This window comes from Halovivax gelatinilyticus (genome assembly GCF_024300625.1).
GTDB classification, from domain to species: Archaea; Halobacteriota; Halobacteria; order Halobacteriales; family Natrialbaceae; genus Halovivax; species Halovivax gelatinilyticus.
In genome coordinates this window covers 2,183,606-2,202,933 of the sequence record NZ_CP101322.1, presented here as the reverse complement: position 1 = coordinate 2,202,933, position 19,328 = coordinate 2,183,606, and the positions used below count along the sequence as shown (strand labels likewise).

24 protein-coding genes and 1 tRNA gene are annotated in these 19,328 nt (G+C 65.5%); 10 read left to right on the top strand and 15 right to left on the bottom strand.

Going from position 1 to position 19,328, the window contains the following annotated elements:
• Positions 1 to 138: 138 nt before the first annotated feature.
• From NKH31_RS10375 to NKH31_RS10360, 5 genes are all read right to left on the bottom strand, one after another.
• Positions 139 to 606, bottom strand: coding sequence for a DUF6884 domain-containing protein (locus tag NKH31_RS10375; protein WP_254861723.1), 468 nt, complete (start codon positions 604 to 606; stop codon positions 139 to 141).
• Positions 599 to 1,591 (bottom strand): hypothetical protein, encoded by a 993-nt coding sequence (locus NKH31_RS10370; RefSeq protein WP_254861722.1) that lies wholly within the window; start codon positions 1,589 to 1,591, stop codon positions 599 to 601. The genes NKH31_RS10375 and NKH31_RS10370 overlap by 8 nt, the downstream gene beginning before the upstream one ends.
• A gap of 445 nt (positions 1,592 to 2,036) precedes the next feature.
• On the bottom strand, positions 2,037 to 2,168 hold the full coding sequence (locus NKH31_RS17695) for a hypothetical protein (protein WP_256547885.1): 132 nt from the start codon (positions 2,166 to 2,168) through the stop codon (positions 2,037 to 2,039).
• Positions 2,165 to 2,485 (bottom strand): hypothetical protein, encoded by a 321-nt coding sequence (locus NKH31_RS10365; RefSeq protein WP_254861721.1) that lies wholly within the window; start codon positions 2,483 to 2,485, stop codon positions 2,165 to 2,167. Before NKH31_RS10365 ends, NKH31_RS17695 begins: the two co-directional genes overlap by 4 nt.
• Positions 2,486 to 2,662: 177 nt before the next feature.
• Positions 2,663 to 2,737 (bottom strand) — tRNA-Arg (locus NKH31_RS10360).
• Positions 2,738 to 2,845: 108 nt separating this feature from the next.
• Here NKH31_RS10360 and NKH31_RS10355 point away from each other — a divergent pair.
• Complete coding sequence (locus NKH31_RS10355) at positions 2,846 to 3,613, top strand: creatininase family protein (protein WP_254861720.1); 768 nt, start codon at positions 2,846 to 2,848, stop codon at positions 3,611 to 3,613.
• A gap of 70 nt (positions 3,614 to 3,683) precedes the next feature.
• Here the strand turns inward: NKH31_RS10355 and NKH31_RS10350 are convergent, their stop codons facing one another.
• On the bottom strand, positions 3,684 to 3,998 hold the full coding sequence (locus tag NKH31_RS10350; protein ID WP_254861719.1) for a nucleoside triphosphate pyrophosphohydrolase: 315 nt from the start codon (positions 3,996 to 3,998) through the stop codon (positions 3,684 to 3,686).
• Between the two features lie 154 nt (positions 3,999 to 4,152).
• Between NKH31_RS10350 and NKH31_RS10345 the strand changes: the two genes are divergently transcribed.
• From NKH31_RS10345 to NKH31_RS10325, 5 genes are all read left to right on the top strand, one after another.
• Positions 4,153 to 4,392, top strand: a complete 240-nt coding sequence (locus NKH31_RS10345) for a PRC-barrel domain containing protein (RefSeq protein ID WP_254861718.1) — start codon at positions 4,153 to 4,155, stop codon at positions 4,390 to 4,392.
• Between the two features lie 176 nt (positions 4,393 to 4,568).
• Entirely contained in the window at positions 4,569 to 5,138 is a 570-nt protein-coding gene (locus NKH31_RS10340; protein WP_254861717.1) for an AAA family ATPase, read from the top strand.
• Positions 5,135 to 5,557, top strand: a complete 423-nt coding sequence (locus tag NKH31_RS10335) for an RNA-binding domain-containing protein (protein WP_254861716.1) — start codon at positions 5,135 to 5,137, stop codon at positions 5,555 to 5,557. Before NKH31_RS10340 ends, NKH31_RS10335 begins: the two co-directional genes overlap by 4 nt.
• 122 nt (positions 5,558 to 5,679) lie before the next feature.
• The gene (locus NKH31_RS10330) at positions 5,680 to 6,618 is read left to right on the top strand and encodes a DUF7351 domain-containing protein (RefSeq protein WP_254861715.1); all 939 of its coding nucleotides are present in this window, start codon (positions 5,680 to 5,682) and stop codon (positions 6,616 to 6,618) included.
• An 87-nt stretch (positions 6,619 to 6,705) separates the two neighbouring features.
• Positions 6,706 to 7,035: a DUF7344 domain-containing protein gene (locus NKH31_RS10325; protein ID WP_254861714.1), complete on the top strand. Its 330-nt coding sequence runs from the start codon at positions 6,706 to 6,708 to the stop codon at positions 7,033 to 7,035.
• Positions 7,036 to 7,082: 47 nt separating this feature from the next.
• Here the strand turns inward: NKH31_RS10325 and NKH31_RS10320 are convergent, their stop codons facing one another.
• Positions 7,083 to 8,462 (bottom strand): signal recognition particle protein Srp54, encoded by a 1,380-nt coding sequence (locus tag NKH31_RS10320; RefSeq protein WP_254861713.1) that lies wholly within the window; start codon positions 8,460 to 8,462, stop codon positions 7,083 to 7,085.
• Positions 8,463 to 8,664: 202 nt separating this feature from the next.
• Here NKH31_RS10320 and NKH31_RS10315 point away from each other — a divergent pair, with 202 nt between their 5' ends.
• The 3 genes from NKH31_RS10315 (at position 8,665) to NKH31_RS10305 (ending at position 10,863) form a co-directional block, all read left to right on the top strand.
• A complete protein-coding gene (locus NKH31_RS10315) occupies positions 8,665 to 8,871 on the top strand; it encodes a type II toxin-antitoxin system HicB family antitoxin (protein WP_254861712.1) in 207 nt (68 codons plus the stop codon).
• Positions 8,872 to 8,942: 71 nt separating this feature from the next.
• Positions 8,943 to 10,424, top strand: a complete 1,482-nt coding sequence (locus tag NKH31_RS10310) for a dihydrolipoyl dehydrogenase (protein ID WP_254861711.1) — start codon at positions 8,943 to 8,945, stop codon at positions 10,422 to 10,424.
• A 31-nt stretch (positions 10,425 to 10,455) separates the two neighbouring features.
• Positions 10,456 to 10,863 carry an HIT family protein gene (locus NKH31_RS10305; protein WP_254861710.1) on the top strand — a complete coding sequence of 136 codons (408 nt, stop codon included), beginning with the start codon at positions 10,456 to 10,458 and terminating at the stop codon, positions 10,861 to 10,863.
• 36 nt (positions 10,864 to 10,899) lie between these two features.
• On the opposite strand, the gene NKH31_RS10300 is transcribed toward NKH31_RS10305, so the two are convergent.
• Both NKH31_RS10300 and NKH31_RS10295 read right to left on the bottom strand, forming a co-directional pair.
• Positions 10,900 to 12,468 carry a Coenzyme F420 hydrogenase/dehydrogenase, beta subunit C-terminal domain gene (locus NKH31_RS10300; protein WP_254861709.1) on the bottom strand — a complete coding sequence of 523 codons (1,569 nt, stop codon included), beginning with the start codon at positions 12,466 to 12,468 and terminating at the stop codon, positions 10,900 to 10,902.
• Positions 12,461 to 14,155: a nitrite/sulfite reductase gene (locus NKH31_RS10295; RefSeq protein ID WP_254861708.1), complete on the bottom strand. Its 1,695-nt coding sequence runs from the start codon at positions 14,153 to 14,155 to the stop codon at positions 12,461 to 12,463. Before NKH31_RS10295 ends, NKH31_RS10300 begins: the two co-directional genes overlap by 8 nt.
• Positions 14,156 to 14,584: 429 nt before the next feature.
• Between NKH31_RS10295 and NKH31_RS10290 the strand changes: the two genes are divergently transcribed.
• The gene (locus tag NKH31_RS10290; protein ID WP_254861707.1) at positions 14,585 to 15,097 is read left to right on the top strand and encodes a hypothetical protein; all 513 of its coding nucleotides are present in this window, start codon (positions 14,585 to 14,587) and stop codon (positions 15,095 to 15,097) included.
• Between the two features lies 1 nt (position 15,098).
• On the opposite strand, the gene ftsY is transcribed toward NKH31_RS10290, so the two are convergent.
• From ftsY to NKH31_RS10260, 6 genes are all read right to left on the bottom strand, one after another.
• Positions 15,099 to 16,280, bottom strand: a complete 1,182-nt coding sequence (ftsY, locus tag NKH31_RS10285; protein ID WP_254861706.1) for a signal recognition particle-docking protein FtsY — start codon at positions 16,278 to 16,280, stop codon at positions 15,099 to 15,101.
• A gap of 3 nt (positions 16,281 to 16,283) precedes the next feature.
• Positions 16,284 to 16,739, bottom strand: a complete 456-nt coding sequence (gene pfdA, locus NKH31_RS10280; protein WP_254861705.1) for a prefoldin subunit alpha — start codon at positions 16,737 to 16,739, stop codon at positions 16,284 to 16,286.
• Positions 16,740 to 16,902: 163 nt separating this feature from the next.
• Positions 16,903 to 17,568, bottom strand: a complete 666-nt coding sequence (locus tag NKH31_RS10275; RefSeq protein ID WP_254861704.1) for a translation initiation factor IF-6 — start codon at positions 17,566 to 17,568, stop codon at positions 16,903 to 16,905.
• A 1-nt stretch (position 17,569) separates the two neighbouring features.
• Positions 17,570 to 17,848: a 50S ribosomal protein L31e gene (locus tag NKH31_RS10270; protein WP_254861703.1), complete on the bottom strand. Its 279-nt coding sequence runs from the start codon at positions 17,846 to 17,848 to the stop codon at positions 17,570 to 17,572.
• On the bottom strand, positions 17,848 to 18,000 hold the full coding sequence (locus tag NKH31_RS10265) for a 50S ribosomal protein L39e (RefSeq protein ID WP_254861702.1): 153 nt from the start codon (positions 17,998 to 18,000) through the stop codon (positions 17,848 to 17,850). Before NKH31_RS10265 ends, NKH31_RS10270 begins: the two co-directional genes overlap by 1 nt.
• Positions 18,001 to 18,067: 67 nt before the next feature.
• Positions 18,068 to 19,114: a hypothetical protein gene (locus NKH31_RS10260; RefSeq protein WP_254861701.1), complete on the bottom strand. Its 1,047-nt coding sequence runs from the start codon at positions 19,112 to 19,114 to the stop codon at positions 18,068 to 18,070.
• Between the last annotated feature and the right edge of the window lie 214 nt (positions 19,115 to 19,328).

Genomic DNA, 19,328 nt, shown 5'->3' with positions numbered 1-19,328 from the left:
GGCGGGGTTTGTACTGACGAGAGCGCGGATACGCCGTCTGGCACCCGATACACAGCGTGAGACCGACCTCACCCTTCGGTGGAACATAGACTGTCGCTCGTCGCGGGTTGACCGTCGACGAACACTCGGCGCATCGGGTCACCGCTGCTCACCTCCCGAACCGTCCGTCACCAACTGACTCTGCTCACCCGGTAGAAGCACCTCTTTCAGCGCAGAGTTACGCTCACCTGGCCGAAGGCCACGGTTGTAATCGAGAACGTCGTAGCCGCGTGCCTTTAACTCAGACACCAGCGGATCAACGTACCGCTTTCCAGCCAGGATCGTGACCTGATCCACCTCCCAATAGTCGAGATCGGAAAGGATATCGCGTAGTACGAACGCGCCCCATACCGGAGTTCGTTCGCTAATGTGTTTCTCGTAATCCGGTGTCGCCTCCCACGGCCGTAGATAGCCGAATTGTGCAGAGAGAATGCCGTAGGCCACCCCATCACGCTCTGCGAGACGCTTTCGCTTTCCGAATATGTCGCTCGGTCCGTAGAGATCGCAGGCCCGATGAACACCCTCCAGCTTTGACTTCGAGCAGCTGATGAGGAAGAACTCAGTCATCGGCAAGGACACCTCCGAACTCACCGAGGGCGCTCTGTTGAGTAGCCGAATCGAAGTCGTCGTTGAACTCGGTCAACCGCTGAGCGCCCGACAACAGCATCGCGAATTCGAACGCTCCGCCGATGCTGTTCTGATACTTCCCGTTAACCTGAGCGCAGGGATTCGTCCGCCAGTGTTTGTCGAGCACCTTGTTGTTCTGAATCGCCTGAGCTGGCCCGCTGTTGTCTACCGAATCCAGCAAGTCCGGTTCGTCCCGAAGGGCGATCACTAACTCATCGGAAAGGCCCCAGCCGAGACCGTGGGATATGGGCTCAGAGCCGACTTCCGCTCGAAAAGCGAGTAACTCGTCGATTCGGCGCTCGGGCGTCGCGTCTTTCAACCCACCGAGCATGTATCGGTGGTCCAAATGCGACGCCTCTACGTCGTCCCAGACCGTTCGAACGTGCTCATCGTAGGGCGGCTGGAGTGGAAAATACGCAGGTGGATGGCCTTCACTGTCGTGCAGTTCAATGAACTCACGGATGCTCGCCGTCGTCGCTTCGCGGTGGTCGTCGAACTTCGATCGAAGCGTTTCGAGAGAACGCTGTTGTTCGTCGGTCAACCGGCGGTCGTCGTACGACTCGAATGGGAGGTAATCCTTCGCGACGACCGCGGTCGCCTCGCGTTCGACCGCGTGTTCGAGAATATCAGCGTTCGTCAGCTCCGGATGGACGATCGCCGAATCCAGAATCCGGTGTTGCGATCGCCAGAACGAAGCTGGATAACACTCTGCGGCGTTCTGTAACCGGTAGGGCCACGGGTGTTTCAGCGACGAGGCGGCGTAGATGTCGAGCGGACAGGCGTCGAGAATCGCTTCCAGACGTCGGTAGTAGCCGAGAACGAGCGACGGATCGAACATCGAGAGATCGGTCTCTGTCGCCCCGAATTCGCCCGGGTGTTTCGCCTGTCGGCCGTATGCTAGGCGACTGGATTCGTCACTCGACACGGGCCTCACCTCCGTCGAGAGTCGTCCCGCAGTATGGGCAGATAGGCGCGTTCTCCCGGTTGAAATTCGCCAGCGTATCCGAGACGCCCGCCCCGCACGTACACTGGTAGCTCACCGGCGCTCACCCCCGTAATCGACGAGAGTGGTTTGATCAGCATCGTAGGGAACGAATAGCGTCGGCTGGCGATTTGCCAGCTCGACTACCTCCTCGTAATCGTCCGGTTCGCGACCAACGAGCGACCGAAACCAGTTCTTGTGCACCTGCGAGTGCGAGACGATTCCGACCGGTGACTCAGACTCAAAACCGCAGATACGGCAGGTGTAGACCGTCACAGGACATCACCCCGAACCCGGCGAATCTCGCGAATACACTCCGGACAGAGTCGTTGGGTGGCCGACGTCCGTCGGTCGCACCGCTCGCACTCGTCACGTTCGACGAGGCGGCTCACGCGGGTTCACCTCCAACGGCCTCGATCGCGGCGCGCACCTCGGCGTCGGTCGCCTGCGCGGCGGGATGGGCTATGGGCGTCCGACTCTCAACGTCGTACAGCAGGCTCGCGCGGACGAACCCCGTCATACCGACATCACCACGATTAGCGCGCCGGTCAGAAACACGGCGAACAGCAGTAACACGCCGAATACCGCAGCCGTCGTCTGGCCTCGTCGGCCTCCGTCGGTCAACACCGGTTGAACGCGGTTCGACCCCGTCCGGCGTAGTCGGCGAGAGCAGTCGCGATAGTGGCCGGCCTCAGAGCCGTTGGTAAGTCGCGTACACCGGCACCCGCACTCGTTACACCGGAATTCGCTCGGTTTCGACGGTTTCGGCGGGAGATGGATTCGACGGCGGAGTTCGTCGGCGTCGATCTCCGCGAGGAGTTGGTCGAGCGACTTCACGCGGACCACCCCGCGATTTGGACAATCGAATTCGCCCGACGGCGAAGGGGCACACCAAGGTACGTGACGGGCACCGAATTCTCAGAATAGAATTCGACGCTACCAAACGGTGATACCGGAAGGTAGAGGGTGCGTATCGTTGGTTCTTCGAAAACCTCTAAACCGACGGTTTTCGGACGGGCACGATGGGATTCGAACCCACGACCGTCGGATTAGAAGTCCGACGCTCTATCCAGACTGAGCTACGTGCCCTCACCACTATTTCGACGGTCGCATGGCATAAGCAGTAGGGATTTGAACCTCAGATCCAGGGTCCAGAAAGCCGGAAGACCGTTTACCCGTCACCCCGTCACCCCATCCATGCAGCTGTCGGAACGGACCTGGCCGGAGATGGACGACTACTTCGACGAGCACTCGATCGCGCTCGTCCCGCTGGGATCGACGGAGCAGCACGGACCGCACCTCCCGCAGGGAACCGATTACATGATCGCCCAGGGGCTCGCCCGCGAGGCCGCCGAGCGGACGGGTTTTCTCTGTACGCCGACGGTGACGATCGGCGTCAGCGACCACCACCGCCAGTTCTCGGGGACGATGTGGGTCGAGCCGCCGGTGTTCAGAGAGTACGTCGAGAGCGTCACGCGAAACCTCACCTACCACGGCGTCGATCGGGTCATCTACGTCAACGCCCACGGCGGCAACATCCAGCACCTGCGCGAGGTGGGCCGTAGCCTTCGACGCGACGGGACGGCCTACGCCATCGAGTGGATGTGGGACGAGTCGATTCCGGGGCTCGTCGACGAGCTCTTCGAGACGAACGGCCCGCACGCCGGCCCGAAAGAGACCTCGATGATCGCCTACCTCAGAGATCTCGTCCGCGAGGACGAACTCGAGGCGGCCTACGAGAACGGCATGGCGCCCGTCGATCGAGCCCACTTCACCAGAAACGGGGCACGCACGTTCCACGACGCGATCGAAAACTCCGACAACGGCGCCTTCGGCGATCCCCGCGACGCGTCAGCCGAGAAGGGCGAGCAACTCTTCGAGGCGGCGACCGACCAGCTCGTCGAACTCGCCGAGTGGCTCGACGGGCGCCCGAGCGAGGAACTCCTCCCGGTCGATCACGTGTGAGACGCCCCTCGACCGCAGCCGTGGGTTTCTCCGTGATGTACTCGAAGGAGACGATCCCCTCGGTATGAGATCACGATTCGACGCGTTCTAAAACGATTCGCTCGTCGAACCGCCCGCGATCTTCGGCTTTCTGCGCGCGTCGCCGTTCGAGTTGCTCATCGGTCACGCCGGTGTGGGCTCGAATCGCGTGGATCACTTCGAGCACGTCGGCCAACTCTTCGGTGCTCGGATCGTCCGCGTACTCGTCTACCTCCTCTCTCAATTTCTCGTGGAGGCGACGCTCGTACTCGGCGTCGTCGGCTCGGTGCCAGACCGGCGTGTCGCCGCTCCGTTCGATGATCTCCGGGATCTCGTCGCGAACGAGCTTGTCGTACTCGGTTTCCATCCGCCGTCGACTGGCACGCATCGGGACAAAGTGTCTTCGAATCGTACCTATCGACGTAGGTGACGATTACTCCGTTCGATACCCGCCCCGACGTGAACGGCCGGCACCTGCGCCTGTGAGGTTCATCGGCGTGCTGGCTGTCCCATTGTACGCAATGTCCGCACACTACACAGACGACGAGGAAGGAAAGCGCGTCGTAACCGCAGACGGCGACGAGATCGGCATGGTGAGCGAAGTCCGGGACGGCCGACTCCACGTCGATCCTGATCCGGGTATGACCGACTCGATCAAGGCCTCGCTCGGGTGGGGCGACGCCGACGAGGACACCTACGCGCTCGATGACGACAAAGTCGAATCCGTCACCGACGACGAGATTCACATCGGCCGGATGTAATCACGGCCCGGACACGCCACCCGCGTTCCAGCCAGCCCGTTTTTCCGCTCGCGTGGCCCGGATCCCGAGACGTGAATGTGTTCTCCCGAGCGTGGTCCGGCCGATCACCGTCTCCGACACGGCCCGGCGACGCCAACCCACAGTCCTTATGAGCGCGTCGACACTACCTCGGGCTAATGCACGTCATCGGAACCGTCGGGCTACCCGGAAGCGGCAAAGGGGAGGCCGCGACGGTGGCTCGCGAGGCGGGAATCCCGGTGGTGACGATGGGAGACGTCGTCCGCCAGGAGACGGCCGACCGCGGGCTCGACCCGACGAAAGATCACGGCGCGGTAGCCCAGGCGCTGCGAGACGAGAACGGGCCGACGGCGATCGCCGAGCGCTCGCTCCCGATGATCGAAGATCGCCTCGCAGACCACGACGCCGTCCTGGTCGACGGCATCCGCTCCGACGCCGAGGTTGACGTCTTCGAGTCGGCGTTCGGCGGAAACTTCACGCTCGTCAGTATCGAAGCGCCGTTCGAGCTCAGACGAGAACGCCTCGATCTACGCGGGAGAGACGCCGGCGCGGCCGACGGCGGCGAATCGCTCGAGGCGCGCGACGAGCGCGAACTCGGCTGGGGAATGGGCGAGGCGATGGAGCGAGCGGACGTCGTTGTCGAGAACACCGAAACGCTAGAACAATTTCACGACCGGGTTCGCCGCGTCATCGAGAGCGGCCCGGACGCGACGGTCGAGGGACGATGAGCCAGGATACCACCGTCTACCGCGTCGACGTCGAGATCACCGCACCCGTCTACGACACCGAAGTGACCGATCGGGTTCGCGACGCCGTCGAGAACCTCTTTCCCGAGGCGACGGTCGACCACCGCCACGGCGAGATCTACGCCACCGCCCACTCGCTCGATCACTTCTCGGAGTTGCTCCACCGCCAGGAGATCCTCGATACGGCGCGCAGCGAGTTCTTCGCGAATCGCGACGGAGACGCGTTCTCGTTCGCGCTGAAGAAGCAACCGGCGCTTTTCGGCCGAGCGACGTTCGCCGTCGGCGAACCGGACGAACTCGGAGAGATCGTCGTCCGGGTGCGGGTCGAAGCGCCGTCGTTAGAAGCGTACGTCGATCACGTCGCTCCCCCGACCGAGGACGGGCGACCGATCACCGACTGACCGGCAGTTTCAAAGCGCCGCTGATTTGTTGGCGCTGTAATACCACCGCATCTCATTTTTCAGGCCAAATTTCGGCGCTGCTAGCCCGAACTCCTATAGGACCCCAATATCATTTCCGTAATATGTTGTCGGACGACGGCGGGGGCGATCGGTGGGACGTCGAACCGGCCGAGGCGTTCTCGACGCTGGGAAACGAGACGCGGATGGACGTGCTGTGGACGCTGTGGGAGGCGGACGGGCCGTTGAGTTACGCGGAACTAAGGCGGGAGGTGGCCCCGGAAGATCAGGGGAACTTCGGCTACCACCTCGGAAAGCTCACCGACCACTACATCGCGAAGACGGAGGAGGGGTACGAACTCCGACTCGCCGGCGAACAGGTCGTTCGAGCGATTCTGACCGGATCGATCACCGTCAGCCCGACGCTGGGTCCGGTCGAAGTGGACGATCGGTGTGCGCTGTGTGGCGGCTCGGTCGAGTTACGATACGGCGACGAGATGATCACCGTCCGCTGTACGGAGTGTCCCGGACTGGTCTACGGGCAGGTTCCCCGCGGGACGTTCATGCACTACGAGTTTCCACCCTCGGGCCTCGAAGGTCGGTCCCCCACCGAGATCGTCGAAGCGGCGCACGTCCTCTACGACGCGAAGATCATTCCGATGATGCGAGGTATCTGTCCGGAGTGCGCGGGACGGGTCCAGATCACGGTCGAAGCCTGTGACGACCACACCCCGGGCGAGGCCATCTGTACGAACTGTAACAACCGAGACGAGGTCTGGATGGTCCTCAGGTGCGAACAGTGTCAGTACGCCAGACTGTCGGTGCTGTGGGTCGTTATCCTGAATCACCCCGCCGCGATTTCGTTTCTGTACGATCACGGGATCGACCACCTGGTGCCGTTTCGAAAACTCTCCTGGGAGAGTTCGCTGATCGCCCAGAACGTCTCCGTCGACGTCCTCGAACGCCAACCGTACCGGTTCAGCGTCCGCCTCGCGATTGACGGCGATGAACTCGTCGCCGTACTGACGGAGGAGCTGACGATCGAGTCGATCGACGGTGCCTGATCTCTCCCCCAACATACGTATATCAATCCACCAACAATATTGCTGTACGGCTCACCTATACGTCGGCCGACTCCGTAACCAATGCCGATGTCCGAATCAGTCTCCGAACTGGACGTTGAGACCGTCTGTACGCTCATCGGCTCCCCTCGGCGGCAACGCGTTCTCGCGATTCTGGACGACGCCGACCGACCGCTCCGAACGAGAGAGGTTGTAGAGACGCTCGCCGCCGAGTCCGACGAACCGTACGAACGGGTGCGTACGTCGCTCACCCACGTCGACCTGCCGAAGTTGATCCGATCGGGCGTCGTCGAGTACGATCGCGAGCGAGACCGGATCGAACCGACGCGACGGGTCTCGACGCTGTGTCGGACGATCACCACGATCGAATCGAATCTCGCCGTCCAGACCCGGGCGTAGAACGCTGCCGGTGCCGGACCAGTTCGCTCGGAGGCGAAATTCCGTCGTTAGCCGAACGGGCCGCCGCCCATCCCGCCACCTTGCTGTTGCATCTGCTGCATCATCCGCTGCATCTCCTTGTCCGAGCCCATGCCCTGGAACTGCTTGATGGTCTTTTCCATCATCTTAAATTGCTGGAGGAGTTCGCGGACCGACTCCTCGCTCTTGCCGGATCCTCGCGCGATGCGCTCGATCTGACTCGCCCCGATCGCCCGCGGATACTCCTTTTCCGCCTCGGTCATCGAGTCCATGATGACGCGGAAGGTGTGCATTCGCTCTTCGGTGACGTCCATCGCGTCGTCGGGCAGTTGATTCTTGATCCCGCCGCCCATGCCGGGGATCATGTCGAGCACCTGGCTCAACGGCCCCATGTTGTTCATCGCCTCGAGTTGCTTTTGCATGTCGTTCAGGGTGAAGTTGCCCTGAAGCATGTCCTCGGGGTCCCAGTCGTCCTCCTCGATGTCGGTTTCGGACATGGCCCGCTCGACGCGTTCGGCGAGCTGGGCGAGGTCGCCCATTCCGAGCAGCCGCGAGATGAATCCTTCGGGCTCGAATCGCTCGACGTCGTCGACCTCCTCGCCCGTCCCCAGGAAGGCGATCGACGAGTCCGTCTGGTCGACTGCGGCCAGGGCGCCACCACCTTTCGCGGTCCCGTCTAACTTCGTGATGACGACGCCGTCGATGCCGATCGAGTCGTCGAACTGGCGGGCCTGCTCTTTCGCCCCCTGACCGATCGCCGCGTCCAGCACGAGCAGGGAGGTGTCCGGCTCGACGACGGCTTCGATCTCTTCGATCTCCGCGATGAGGTCGTCCTCTAAGGCGTGGCGACCGGCCGTGTCGACGATGTGGACGTCCGCTTCGGCCGTCGCCTCGAGCCCGTTGCGGGCGATCTCGACGGGGTCCTCGCCGTCCGGGTTGCCGTAGAAGTCCACCTCGGCCCGATCGGTCATCTGCTTGGCCTGATCGTAGGCGCCCGGGCGGAACGTGTCCGTCTGAATGACCGCCGGCTTCAACCCCTTCGTCGAGAACCACCAGGCCATCTTGGCCGCGGACGTCGTCTTCCCCGACCCCTGGAGACCGGCGAGCAGGATCGTCTGTTCGGAGAGCGGAAGCTCCGTCGAGTCGCCGATGAGTCCGACCAGTTCCTCGTAGACGATGCGCAAGACGAAGTCGCGGGCGGGCGTTCCCGCCGGCGGCTCCTCTTCTAACGCACGCGTCTCGATGCTCTCTGAGAGTTCCATCACGAGCGAGACGTCGACGTCCGCAGAGAGCAGCGAGCGCTGGATCTCCTTGACGACCTCCTCGATGTCGTCTTCGCTGATTCGGGATTTCCCGCGGAGATTGTCGAGCGTCCCCCGCAAGGAGCTTCCGAGATCGTCGAGTACCATTTGCGCAGTGTAGGCGACGGACTCGTTAAAGGCTTTTCTCGCGCGCCCGGTCGACGGCGAGTGCACCCGAAGGCTTCTCGACCGGCGAATCGAGCGCCAACCGGTGATTCCAGTGCCAACCGGCGTAATCGAGTACCGACCGGCGAATCGAGCGTGATACCAACCAGCAACGCTTTCGGCTCGCGCCTTCGAATGGCCGTCCATGACAGACGAGACGGGCGACGACGATGCGGTCGAGATCGAAGCAACGATCACCGTCACGCTAGAAGAGGGCCTCTGGATCGCCGCGGACGACGAGACCGGCATCTCGAGTCAGGGTCACGAGAAGGCGGCGGCGCTTCGCAACCTCGCGGCCGCGCTCGACACCGTCGAAGAAGGCGAAGACGAGGGCGGAGACGACTGGCTCTGAGCAGCCGAACGGCCACCGACCGGTTCCGTGCCCGTGGTGGTTTTTAGCGACGACGCGTTGACGGGGAGGCTATGTCCGATCACGACGTGCTCGTCCTCGGCGGCGGTTCCGGTTCGCAAGTGGCGGTCGCGGCGGCCCAGGCGGGATACGACGCCGCCGTCGTCGAGCCCGGCCCGCTCGGCGGCGCCTGCATCACCCGCGGCTGCGTCCCCTCGAAGGCGCTCATCTCGCGAGCCGACCGCTGTCGGACGATCCGGACCGCCTCCGACTACGGCATCGAGGCGAGCGTCGACGACGTCGACGTCTCCGGCATCGTCGAGTCGGTCCGCGACCTCGTCTACGCGAAAGCGGACCGACAGGCAGAGACGCTCGATTCGATGGACGGGCTCACCCGCTACGAGGCGCGCGGCCGCTTCGTCGACGACGGCGAGGTCGAACTCGAAGGCGGCGAGCGCGACGGCGAACGGATCGCGGGCGACCAGGTCGTGATCGCCGTCGGCGGCCGACCGGTGATGCCGTCGATCGACGGGATCGACGAGGGCGTGCGTACGAGCGAGGACGCAGGCGTGTTGACGAGCGACGACGCGCTCTTTCTCGACGAGCGGCCCGACCGGCTCGCGATCGTCGGCGGGGGCTACATTAGTGTCGAACTGTCCCACTACTTCGAAGCGATCGGGACCGAGGTGTCGATCGTCGGTCGGAGCGACCTGCTCGTCCCCCGCGAAGCCACGGCGGCGAGCGAGGCCGTCACCGACGCGCTCGGTCGTCGGTGTGACGTCTACACCGGCTACGAGGCGACCGAGGTTCGCGAGCGGGGAGCCGAACGCATGCTCACCGCCGAGGCGACCGACGGGTCGGGCGATGACGTCACCCTGCGCGTCGACCAGGTGCTCGTCGCGGCGGGGCGGCGGCCGAACACCGACGACCTCGGACTCGAATCGACCGCCGTCTCCCTGGACGACGACGGCCACGTCTCGGTCGATGAAACGCTCGCCACCGACGCGGCCGGCGTCTGGGCGCTCGGGGACGTCCTCGCGGAGTTTCCGTTCAAACACGTCGCCGACCGAGAGGCCGAGGTCGTGGCGACGAACGTTCTGACGGCACTCGACGACGGTGACGGTCGAGACGACCGGCCCGAGACGATCGACCGGAGCGCCCTTCCCCACGCGATCTTCACGGAGCCGCGGGTAGCGAGCGTCGGCGCGACCGCGAGCGAACTCGACGACGAGGACGCTGACTACGAGCGAGAACGCGTCTCCGCAGACGTCGCCCCGCTCGGACGGATCGACGCCGCCCCCGAGGCGTTCGTCGAGGTGCTCGCCGATCCGGCCGATGGAACCATTCTGGGCTGTCACGTCGTCGGGCCCGAGGCGCCCACGCTGATCCAGGAAGTCGTGACGACGATGACGATCGGCGAGGGAACCGTCGACGAAGTGGTCGATACCGTCCACGTCCACCCGGCCCGCTCGGAGGTGATCCTCGGCGCGTTCGATCAGTTGAGCGAACGCACCGTCTCGACGGCCCCCGACTGGCGCGACGTCGACGAGGCGTAGGTCTAAGGGGTCGCCCTTCGAGACACCGACCATGCACGACGACTGTCCGTTTTGCGAGATCGTCGCCGGCGAGCGCTCGGCCCACGTGATCTACGAGGACGAAGACGCGATCGCCTTCCTCGACGAAAATCCGGCCGCTCGCGGGCACACGCTCGTGGTTCCGCGGACGCACAGAGAAGAGATCGTCGCAGACCCCGAGGCGAACGCGACGGCTCTCTTCGACGCCGTCTCGACGGTGTCGTCGGCGATCGAGGACGCCCTCGACCCCGACGGATTCAGCGTCTTTCACACGACGGGGTCGCTCGTCGGGACGATCACTCACGCCCACGTCCACGTCGTTCCGCGGGTGGAGGGTGACGGAATCGGCCTCTCGCTCGTCCGCGACGAACTCGACGAGGAAGCCGGCGCCCTCGCCGACGCACTCGCGGCGCGGTGTTGAGCGATCGGTCACGGGGCGGTCGCTCGCTCGTCGCGATCACCGCCCCTCGTGGGGATTCACGGCCGTCCCGTACCGTTCGGCGTGCTCGGTGTACTCGATGAACCGCGGCGCCTCCGGATCGAACGGTCGCTCTAAGCTCTCGAAGGCGTTTTTCTTGTCCCAGGCCTGTAGCTTGCCGATCGCGCTCCGATCCTCCAGGTCGTGGTAGTCGAGCGACGGCTCGGTCAGCTCCCACGCCTTCAGCCCCTGCTCGGTGCGGACGATCACGCTCGAGTACTCGTCCGAGGAGCCGACGGAACCGACGGCGAGGTCGGCACAGAAGCCGGTGAAGTCGCCACACTCGTCACAGCCCTTCAGCGCGGCGTCGTGGAAGTTCTTCACGTCCTCCTCGACGATGAGTTCGCCGTCGTGGTCGTAGACCATGAGCTCGCCGCCCAGGACGTCCATCTTCCCGATCTCGTCGGGGCGAATTCCTCGCTTCTCGCCGAGTTGTTCGCCGATGAGGGCGTAGTAGTTGAAGTTCTTGGTACACAGCAGCGCGATCGCGTACTCGATCGCCCGCAGTCCGTCGGTCTGCGCGCCGTACTCCCGGTCGAAGTCGGCCAGCGCGCGAAAGCCCTCGATCTCGCAGGGCGTTCCGACGACCGCGAGGCTGAGTTCGTCGCGTGGTTTCTCGGGAAGCTTGTGTTCCCACCGGTCGAGGTCGAGATCCCCGAGCGCGAGCGTCTGGTTGTAGATCGTGCCCGCGTTCGCGATCAGCTCCTCGCGGCTCGTCGCGAGGTAGCTCTCGGCCTTCCAAGGTTCCTCGTCGCACTCGGTGGCGATCAACGCGCCGTCGATCTCACCTTCCTCGAGAAGCGTCGCCAGGATCGCCGTGACGACGCCGCCGTCCTGGGCCCCGTCGGTCCAGTCTTCGTCCACCCGGGCGGAAAACTCCGTGATCGGATCGCCGGCACCGCTGACGTTGTCCTCGCCGCCGGTGATCACCCACTGGCGCTCGTACCGGAGCCCGCCGCGGGGACAGAAGTCCCAGCACAGCGAGCAGCCGGTGCACATCTTCACCAGCTTCGGCAGGTCGTCCGCGCCGACGCCGATCGAATCGGAGGGACAGGCCGCGACACAGGTGCCACACTGGATACACCGGTCGGCGTCGATGACGGCCTCGTCGAGTTCGTGAAACCAGGTCTTCTCCGCGGGCGTCTCGATCTCGTTCATCGCCGCGCGGATCGAGTACGACGGCGTTTCGAGTTCGACCCCCTCGGGGACGCCGACGCGGTACGCCTGGCGCGTCGGATCGAGGTCCGCGCTCTCGTCGGTCGCGGGCGGCGTGAACTCGAGGTCGGTGAGCGAGCCGTCGGCGTCGGCGTTCGCGACGCCGCCGTCGGCGACCGCCGTCGGAGCACTCTCGGCACGTCGGTCGCCGTCCGGCGCTCGGCTACTAGTACTGGATCGCGTATCACCGCCGGGACCGACGCGGTTGGCGGGAATCGTCCCCGCCTCCGCGTCGGGCCGCTCGACGCGAACGTCCGCCGTCCGCGGCGTGACGTCGGTCTCCGCGTCGCCCGCAGGCGACGGGACGTCGGGTAGGCGACGCTCGTCAGTCACCGGCACTCACCCCCTCGGCAACCGCGGCGTCGCCACGACGGGCGATCTCGCGTAGCCGATCGTTCTCGACGCGTCTAGCCCACCGGTAAAACGGCTCGCCGTCGCGGCGTTCCGCGGCGTAGGCATCGAACAGTTCCGCCAGCGCGGGCACCACCGCGTCCGCCGGCACGGCGGTCTCGATCCAGTCGAGAAAGGCGTTGTCCGCCCCGAGCGAGCCGCCGAGGCCGACGTCCATCCCCTCGACGATCTCGTCTTCGACGCCGTCTCCGTCGGTGTCGAGCGCCACCGTCTCGCCCCGAAAGCCGATATCGGCGATCTGGGGCTGGGCGCACGAAGCCGAGCAGCCGGAGATGTGCATCCGGATCACCTCGACGTCGTCCGGAACGTCGATCCGCTCGTCGAGTGCGCGCGCCCAGCGCTTCGTGCGCCGTTTCGTCTCGACGAGGGCGTAGTTGCAGAACTCGTCTCCCGTACAGCCGACGGCGCCGCGCGAGAACGGCCCCGGATCCGGACGGTACTCCCGGGCGAACGGTTCGTCGAGCAGGTCGTCGACGTGCGCATCGGGAACGTGCGTGAGGAGGAAGTTCTGGTCGGTCGCGAGGCGAATCGAGGCCTCGTCGGTGCCGTACTCCCTCGCGGCGCGGGCGGCGGCCGTGAACTCGTCGCCGCCCATCCGACCGGCGACCACGTTGAAGCCGACGTAGGCGAGCCCCGCCTGTTTCTGCGCGTGGACGCCGACGTGGTCGCCGCGATAGCCCACGGTCAGGCCCTCGCCGGCGGGCGGGAGGTCGACGGTGCACCGATCGCGAACGGCCCGTTCGAACGTCTCGGGTCCAAGCTGCTCGACGAGGTAGCGCAGCCGACAGAGACCACGGTTGTTTCGATCGCCCAGTTCCTTGTACGTCTGGGCGACGGCGCGACAGAACTCGACGGCGTCCTCGGGGCGCACGAAGACGTCGAGTTCGGAGGCCATTCGCGGGCCGTCGGAGAGGCCGCCGCCGACGCGGGCGTGAAAGCCGTAGATCGCCTGGCCGTCGAGGTCCGTCGTCGCCGGAACGAGCCCGAGATCGTTGATCTGGCTCTGGGCGCAGTCGCACGTACAGCCGGTGATCGTGAGCTTGAACTTCTTCGGTAAGTTGGCGTACGCTCGGTTGCCGGTGAAGTACTCGGAGACGGCGTCGACGACCGGCTGGGCGTCGAAGCACTCGTGATCGTCGAGCCCCGCGGCTGGACAGCCGAGGACGTTCCGCGCCGAATCGCCACAGCCCTGGACCGTCGTCAGGCCGACCGCCTCGTAGCGCTCCCAGATTTCCGGGACGTCCTCGATCCGGATCCAGTGCATCTGGACGTCCTGGCGCGTCGTGATGTCGAGGTAGGCGTCGCCCCACAGCTCGTTCTGCTCGCTCCCGCCGAACTTCTCGGGCGCCGTGGCGAACTCGCTGGCCACCTCCCCGATCACCGCGGCTTGCTCGGGCGTGAGGTGACCGCCCGGGACCTTCGTCCGCATCATGAAGTAGCCCGCCTGCTTCTGTGCGTACATCCCCGCCCACTTCAGCCGCTGCCACTCGCCCTCGCCACCGCGTGCCTCGATCTCCGCGAACGAGCACCCGTCGGCGGCGTACTCGTACACGTCGTCGATCACGTCGAGCGGATGCTTTTCCAGTTTCTGGCGTTCGGATGCGTTCACGCGAGGCCACCTCCGTGGCCGAGTGTGAGCTCGGAAGTGCTTGCTCTTCCGTCGTTCACGCGAGATCACCCCAGTGATCGAGTGTGAGCTCGTGCGGAGTGGATCGGATGAGCGCGGGGAATGCGATCCATCGCTGGACGGCCGCTGGTGTCGGCCGATCGGTCTGTCGCATACGCACCTCCTCGGGCGGGGGCGTCTTACTGGCACTCACAGCGGTGGTTCCTGTCGATGGTCGGTCGACACGGCAAACGTTGCACGACCGAACTCGTTCGGGCGTCGCGAGCCGGCGGAATCGGACCGGTCAGCCGCTGGTGACGGTCGTTTCGTCACTGGTGTGTGCAGATGTTGCCTGGACGGGTGACGCCACGACGGCCGATCGCCGAGTCGAGGTGGCGAAACCTAAGAGGGTTCGTCCCAGATGATCGGACGATGGGAGAGCCGACCAGTCGAACGGGAGCCGAATTCGTCGACACGCTCACGCTCCAGCCGTGGGCGAAGCTGTCGCTCGTCGGGGCCGGCCTGCTCGTACTCGGATCGTTTCAGCCCTGGATCACCCTCGACGTCTCGGAAACCGTCGCCACCACGCTCGGCGTCCCGACCGAAGAAACCGCCGGCGGCCTCGGTGGCGACGGCGTGACGACGCTCTTTTTCGCACTCGTGATCGCCGGCGTCGTCCTGTTCTACGCCGCGCGGTCGGAATCGGGACCGGGGCTTCGAACGGCCGGGTTGAGTCTGTTTTCGGGACTCGTCGTCGCGATCGTCGCCTACGCGGTCTACGCCGACGCCCGTGCGACCCAGGACGGCTACGCCGCAGCCGAAATCGAAGGGACGGTTTCGCTCGAACTGCACGCGTCGCTGTTCGTGGTCGCACTGGGTGCGATCGTTCTCGTCGCCAGCGGCGCGATCGGCATCAAACGCGAGTGGACGACGCCCGAAGAGTGAGTTACCCCTCGGTCAACAGCCGATCGACCATGGCGTCCGGATCGAACCGCTCTAGATCGTCGTAGGCCTGGCCGACGCCGAGAAAGAGGATGGGTTTGCCCGTCACGTGGGCGATCGAGATGGCCGCGCCGCCGTTCGAATCGGCGTCGGCCTTCGTCAGGATTGCGCCGTCGGTTTCGGCGGCCTCGTTGAACTCGCGAGCCCGATTGACCGCGTCCTGGCCGGCGACGGCCTCGTCGACGAACAGCGTCATATCGGGCTCGACGACGCGATCGATCTTTTCGAGCTGGTCCATCAATCCCTCGTCGGTGTGGAGGCGGCCGGCCGTGTCGCCGAGGACGACGTCGACGTCGTTGGCTTCGGCGTACTCGACGGCGTCGTACAGCACCGCGGCGGGATCGCCGCCCTGCTCGTGGGAGATGAGCTTCGTCCCGCGAGCCTCGGCGTGCTCTCTGATCTGCTCGTTCGCACCCGCGCGGTAGGTGTCGCCGTTGGCCATCACGGTGGAGTAGCCGCGCTCGTCGAGCCAGCGATCGAGCTTGGCGATCGAGGTCGTCTTACCGACGCCGTTGACGCCGGTGAAGACGATGACGAGCGGTTTTTCCGCCTCGGCGACGGCCGCTTCGACGTCGAACTGCCCGACGCTGATCACGTCGTACAGCGCCGATCTGAGCGCCTCCTCGACGACTTCGCCGGTGGAGGTGGTGAACGTCCGCGTCTCGCCGATCAGCTCGTCTCTGATATTTTCGACGATTTCGTCGACGACGCCCATTTCGACGTCGCCGGACAGCAGCGCGAGTTCGAGCTCCTGGAGCGGACCCGCCAGGTCCGCCTCCTCGATGACGAATCGCCCGCGGGCGAGCGACGCGGCGCGACGACCGAAGCCGGCCGAGTTCGAGGACTCGTCCGTCGACGACGGCTCGTCGGTCGCCCCAGCGTCCGTCGCGTCGGCGACCGCCTCGGCGGCGATCGACTCGGTCTCGGCGGAGTCGCCAACGGCTCTCTCACCCGCGTTCTCGGGCCGATCGACGTCCTCGGCCGCATCGTCGACCTCCCGGGTCTCCGCATCGACGTCTTCAGCCACCGCGTCGTCTGCGTCCTCGACGGGTTCGGCCTTCTCGTCTGCGACCTCTTCGGCCTCGGACCGGAAGCTACCGAGCTTCTCTCGAAGGTTGTCGAACATGCGTCACTCGTCGGGCTCCGATTGCCCGCCCATGGCGCCCATCTGCTGCTGGAGCGCCTGCTGCTGGAGTTGCTGGGCCTGCTGTTCGAGTTGCGAACTCTCGGCTTCGAGATCGGCGATCCGGTCGTTTACCTCCTCGATTCGCTCGTCGAGGCGCGTCCGTTTGTTCTCTAGGGTTTCGACCGCGCGTTCGCGTCCGAACTCGGCCGCGTAGTCGGCACCGAGCGAGACGAGGACCTCGTCTACGTCCTCGACCGTCGCGCGGACGTACGCGCCGCCGCCGAGTGGAACCTGGACCGTCGAGTCGGTTTCGAGCGCCTCGACGGCGGTGATCGCGTCGTCGATCGAGGACTGTTCGGTCCGGATTCCTTCGATGGTCTCCTCGAGGCTGGCGATCGTCTCCTGGATCTGCTGGAGCTCCTGTGAGAGCGCCTGCAGTTGCTGTTGTCCGCCGCTCATCGGTTGCTCACCTTCGAAGCCGTGTGCGTGACAGTCACTGCGGCGCGCGTCGAGTCGGTTGCCACTGCGTCGTTCATATCACCAGTTCCGGCAGGCAGGCGGAAGAATGTTCCCTTCCGAGTGTCCGTTCGTCTCGGAGCCGGCCGACATTCGTCCCCGTCGATCACTCCAGATAGCCGAGGGCGTCTTCGATCCGACCGAGTTCGGGGCCGGTGGTGTCCTCGCCGACGACGTAGCCAGCGTCGTTCGCGAGCAGGCCCGAGCCGACCAGCGGCGCGCCGTAGTTGATCGTGCCGACATCGGCGCGGACCGAGAGCGCCTCCTCGAGAACGTCGAGCTCCTCGTCGGTCGCCTTCGGGTGACAGAGGACCCCTTCGTTGGTGGCGACGGCGGCCGTTCCGACGGTTCGAACGCCCGCGAGGTCCCCGCGCGTAACGGGAACGTCGAGCGTCTCTTCGACGACCTGAACCGCCTCGCGCGTGAGGTCCGGGTGGACGTACGCGCCGTGGTCGTTCGCGAGAACGACCGTTCCCGCGGCGTTGATGGCCCCGGGAAGTTCGCCGATGGCGACGTCGGTCGCCTCGGTGAGTCGGTCGCGCTCGTAGTCGTAGAGGCGGTCGCTGACCAGCAGTCCGTTCTCGTTGCCGGTCGCCAGGACGCCGACCGTGCTGGCACCGCCGACGGTCGTCGGAACGGCGCGCACGCTGAGTTCGTCGGCGATCGCCTCGATCCGATCGTCGTCGGCGTCCGGTCTGACGAGCAGGGTGCTATCCGTCGCACACGCGAAGACGCCGACGTACGCGGAGCCGGCGAAGGAGGCGCGGAGCAAGTTACTCGGCGAACTCGGCTTCGACAACCGGTTCGCCCGCCTCGTCGAAGCGCGCCGCGCGGACGCGGAGTTTCCGCGGCGGATTCGCGCGACCGTTCGCCCAGATCTCCTCGTTGATCGAGGGATCGAGTCGAACGACGTCCTCGTCGACCTTGAAGTGCTTTGCGAGGTGTGCGCGAACGATCGACATCGCGCGGTCGGCGGCTTCGTGGTTCGGTGCGGCTTTCACGTCGCGGAGCGGGACGGTTACGACCCGCTCTTCGAAGTCACTTGCGCTCATTATTCGTCAGTATCGTTGCGCCGCCAGTTGCGTCGCTTCGGGTTTCGCTGGACGTTCATGTCGGTTTTGAGCATTACCCACGCCGGCACTCGCGTGTTCTGGTTCGCAAGTTTCGCCAGGCGCTTTTTCTTGCCCTTGGACTTCTTACCCATAGTGGCCGGGAGTAACCCACCCGTCCTTAAAGGCTTGTCCATCCCGCGTGCGGTCGGTGATTCGGCGTTATCGAAGCGATCGCTCGGCGTACCGACAGACGGCCTCTTTCGTCTCCTCGCTGAGCGCCGTCGTGTGCGTCCACGTCGAGACGCCGTCGGTGCCGTCGTGACGAACGAACGAGTCGTGGTCGCCGCAGCCCCGGCCCTGGAACCGGGTATCGCCGTCGCCGGAGTCGACGAGCCCCGCCGAGATTCCGGCCGTCGCGCCGGACCAGTCCTCGACGTCGCCGTTCGATCCGAACGGCGCGGAGCCGCCCGCGTACGCGGTCGCCATCGGCGTCACCTCGCGCACGCCGGCGGCAGTCTCGACGACGCGACCGAGGGAGTGATCGCAGCCGGAGCCGGTGATCGACGCGACGATCCCCGACTCGAGGTAGGTGTGTAACACCTCGTGAATCGCCATGTTTCGGGTGACGGCCCGCCCGTCCCAGAGTTCGGTCGCCCCGATGTTGGCTACCGTCAGTCCGCCAGTGTCGCCGTCGGGTCCGACGCGGCCGTTACCGGGAACCGTTCGGCCGTAGCCGAGGTCGACGTCGAGCGGACTCCACCACAACAGCAGGTGACAGCGGGCGTCGGCGGCGTCCCGACCCGATTCGACGACCTCGCGGAACCGCTCGTAGATCCGGTCGGCCGGGACCAGGGCGTCGAGCGGTGAGAAGACGCTGAGCGGGGCGCCGACCGGGTCGCCGCGTTCGACGGCCACGGTGAATCGGTCGCGTCCGGTCCGTTCTGCGTGCTCAGCAACCTGCTCGAGGGCGTCTTCGACGGCCGCCGCAGCCGCCGCGTGGACGGTCGTCCACGGACTGGCGAGCCCGACCGGCCCGTCGACCAGTCGCGCGTACAGCGGGGTCGGTCCCGGATGGACGACGACGTGAGCCGTCGCCGACTCGCCGGACGAGCGCGCGGAGCCGAACACCGGCGTGGCGAACGCGGCCGTGCCCCCGGCGGCCAGGAGAACGGTTCGTCGCGAGCAACGCCGTCTCGTCCGGTCGGCGGACTGGTTCGCCGACGCGACCGCATCGCCCGCCTCTCCACCGTCGGGTCCGCCGGACATGTCCGCCAATCCACGCCGGCGACGGTCATTACTCTCACCGGTGTACGACCGGATTACGACGGCCTCGGGGGCCGAACCGTCAGAATACGCGAACTGTTCTGTCCACTATCGATCGATTACGCGGCGGTCAGAGACGAGGCGAGTTCGACGAGTCCGGACTGTCGTTACGAGGACCCAGTCTCCGCGAGGACCCGGACGGCGGGAGAATCCGGTC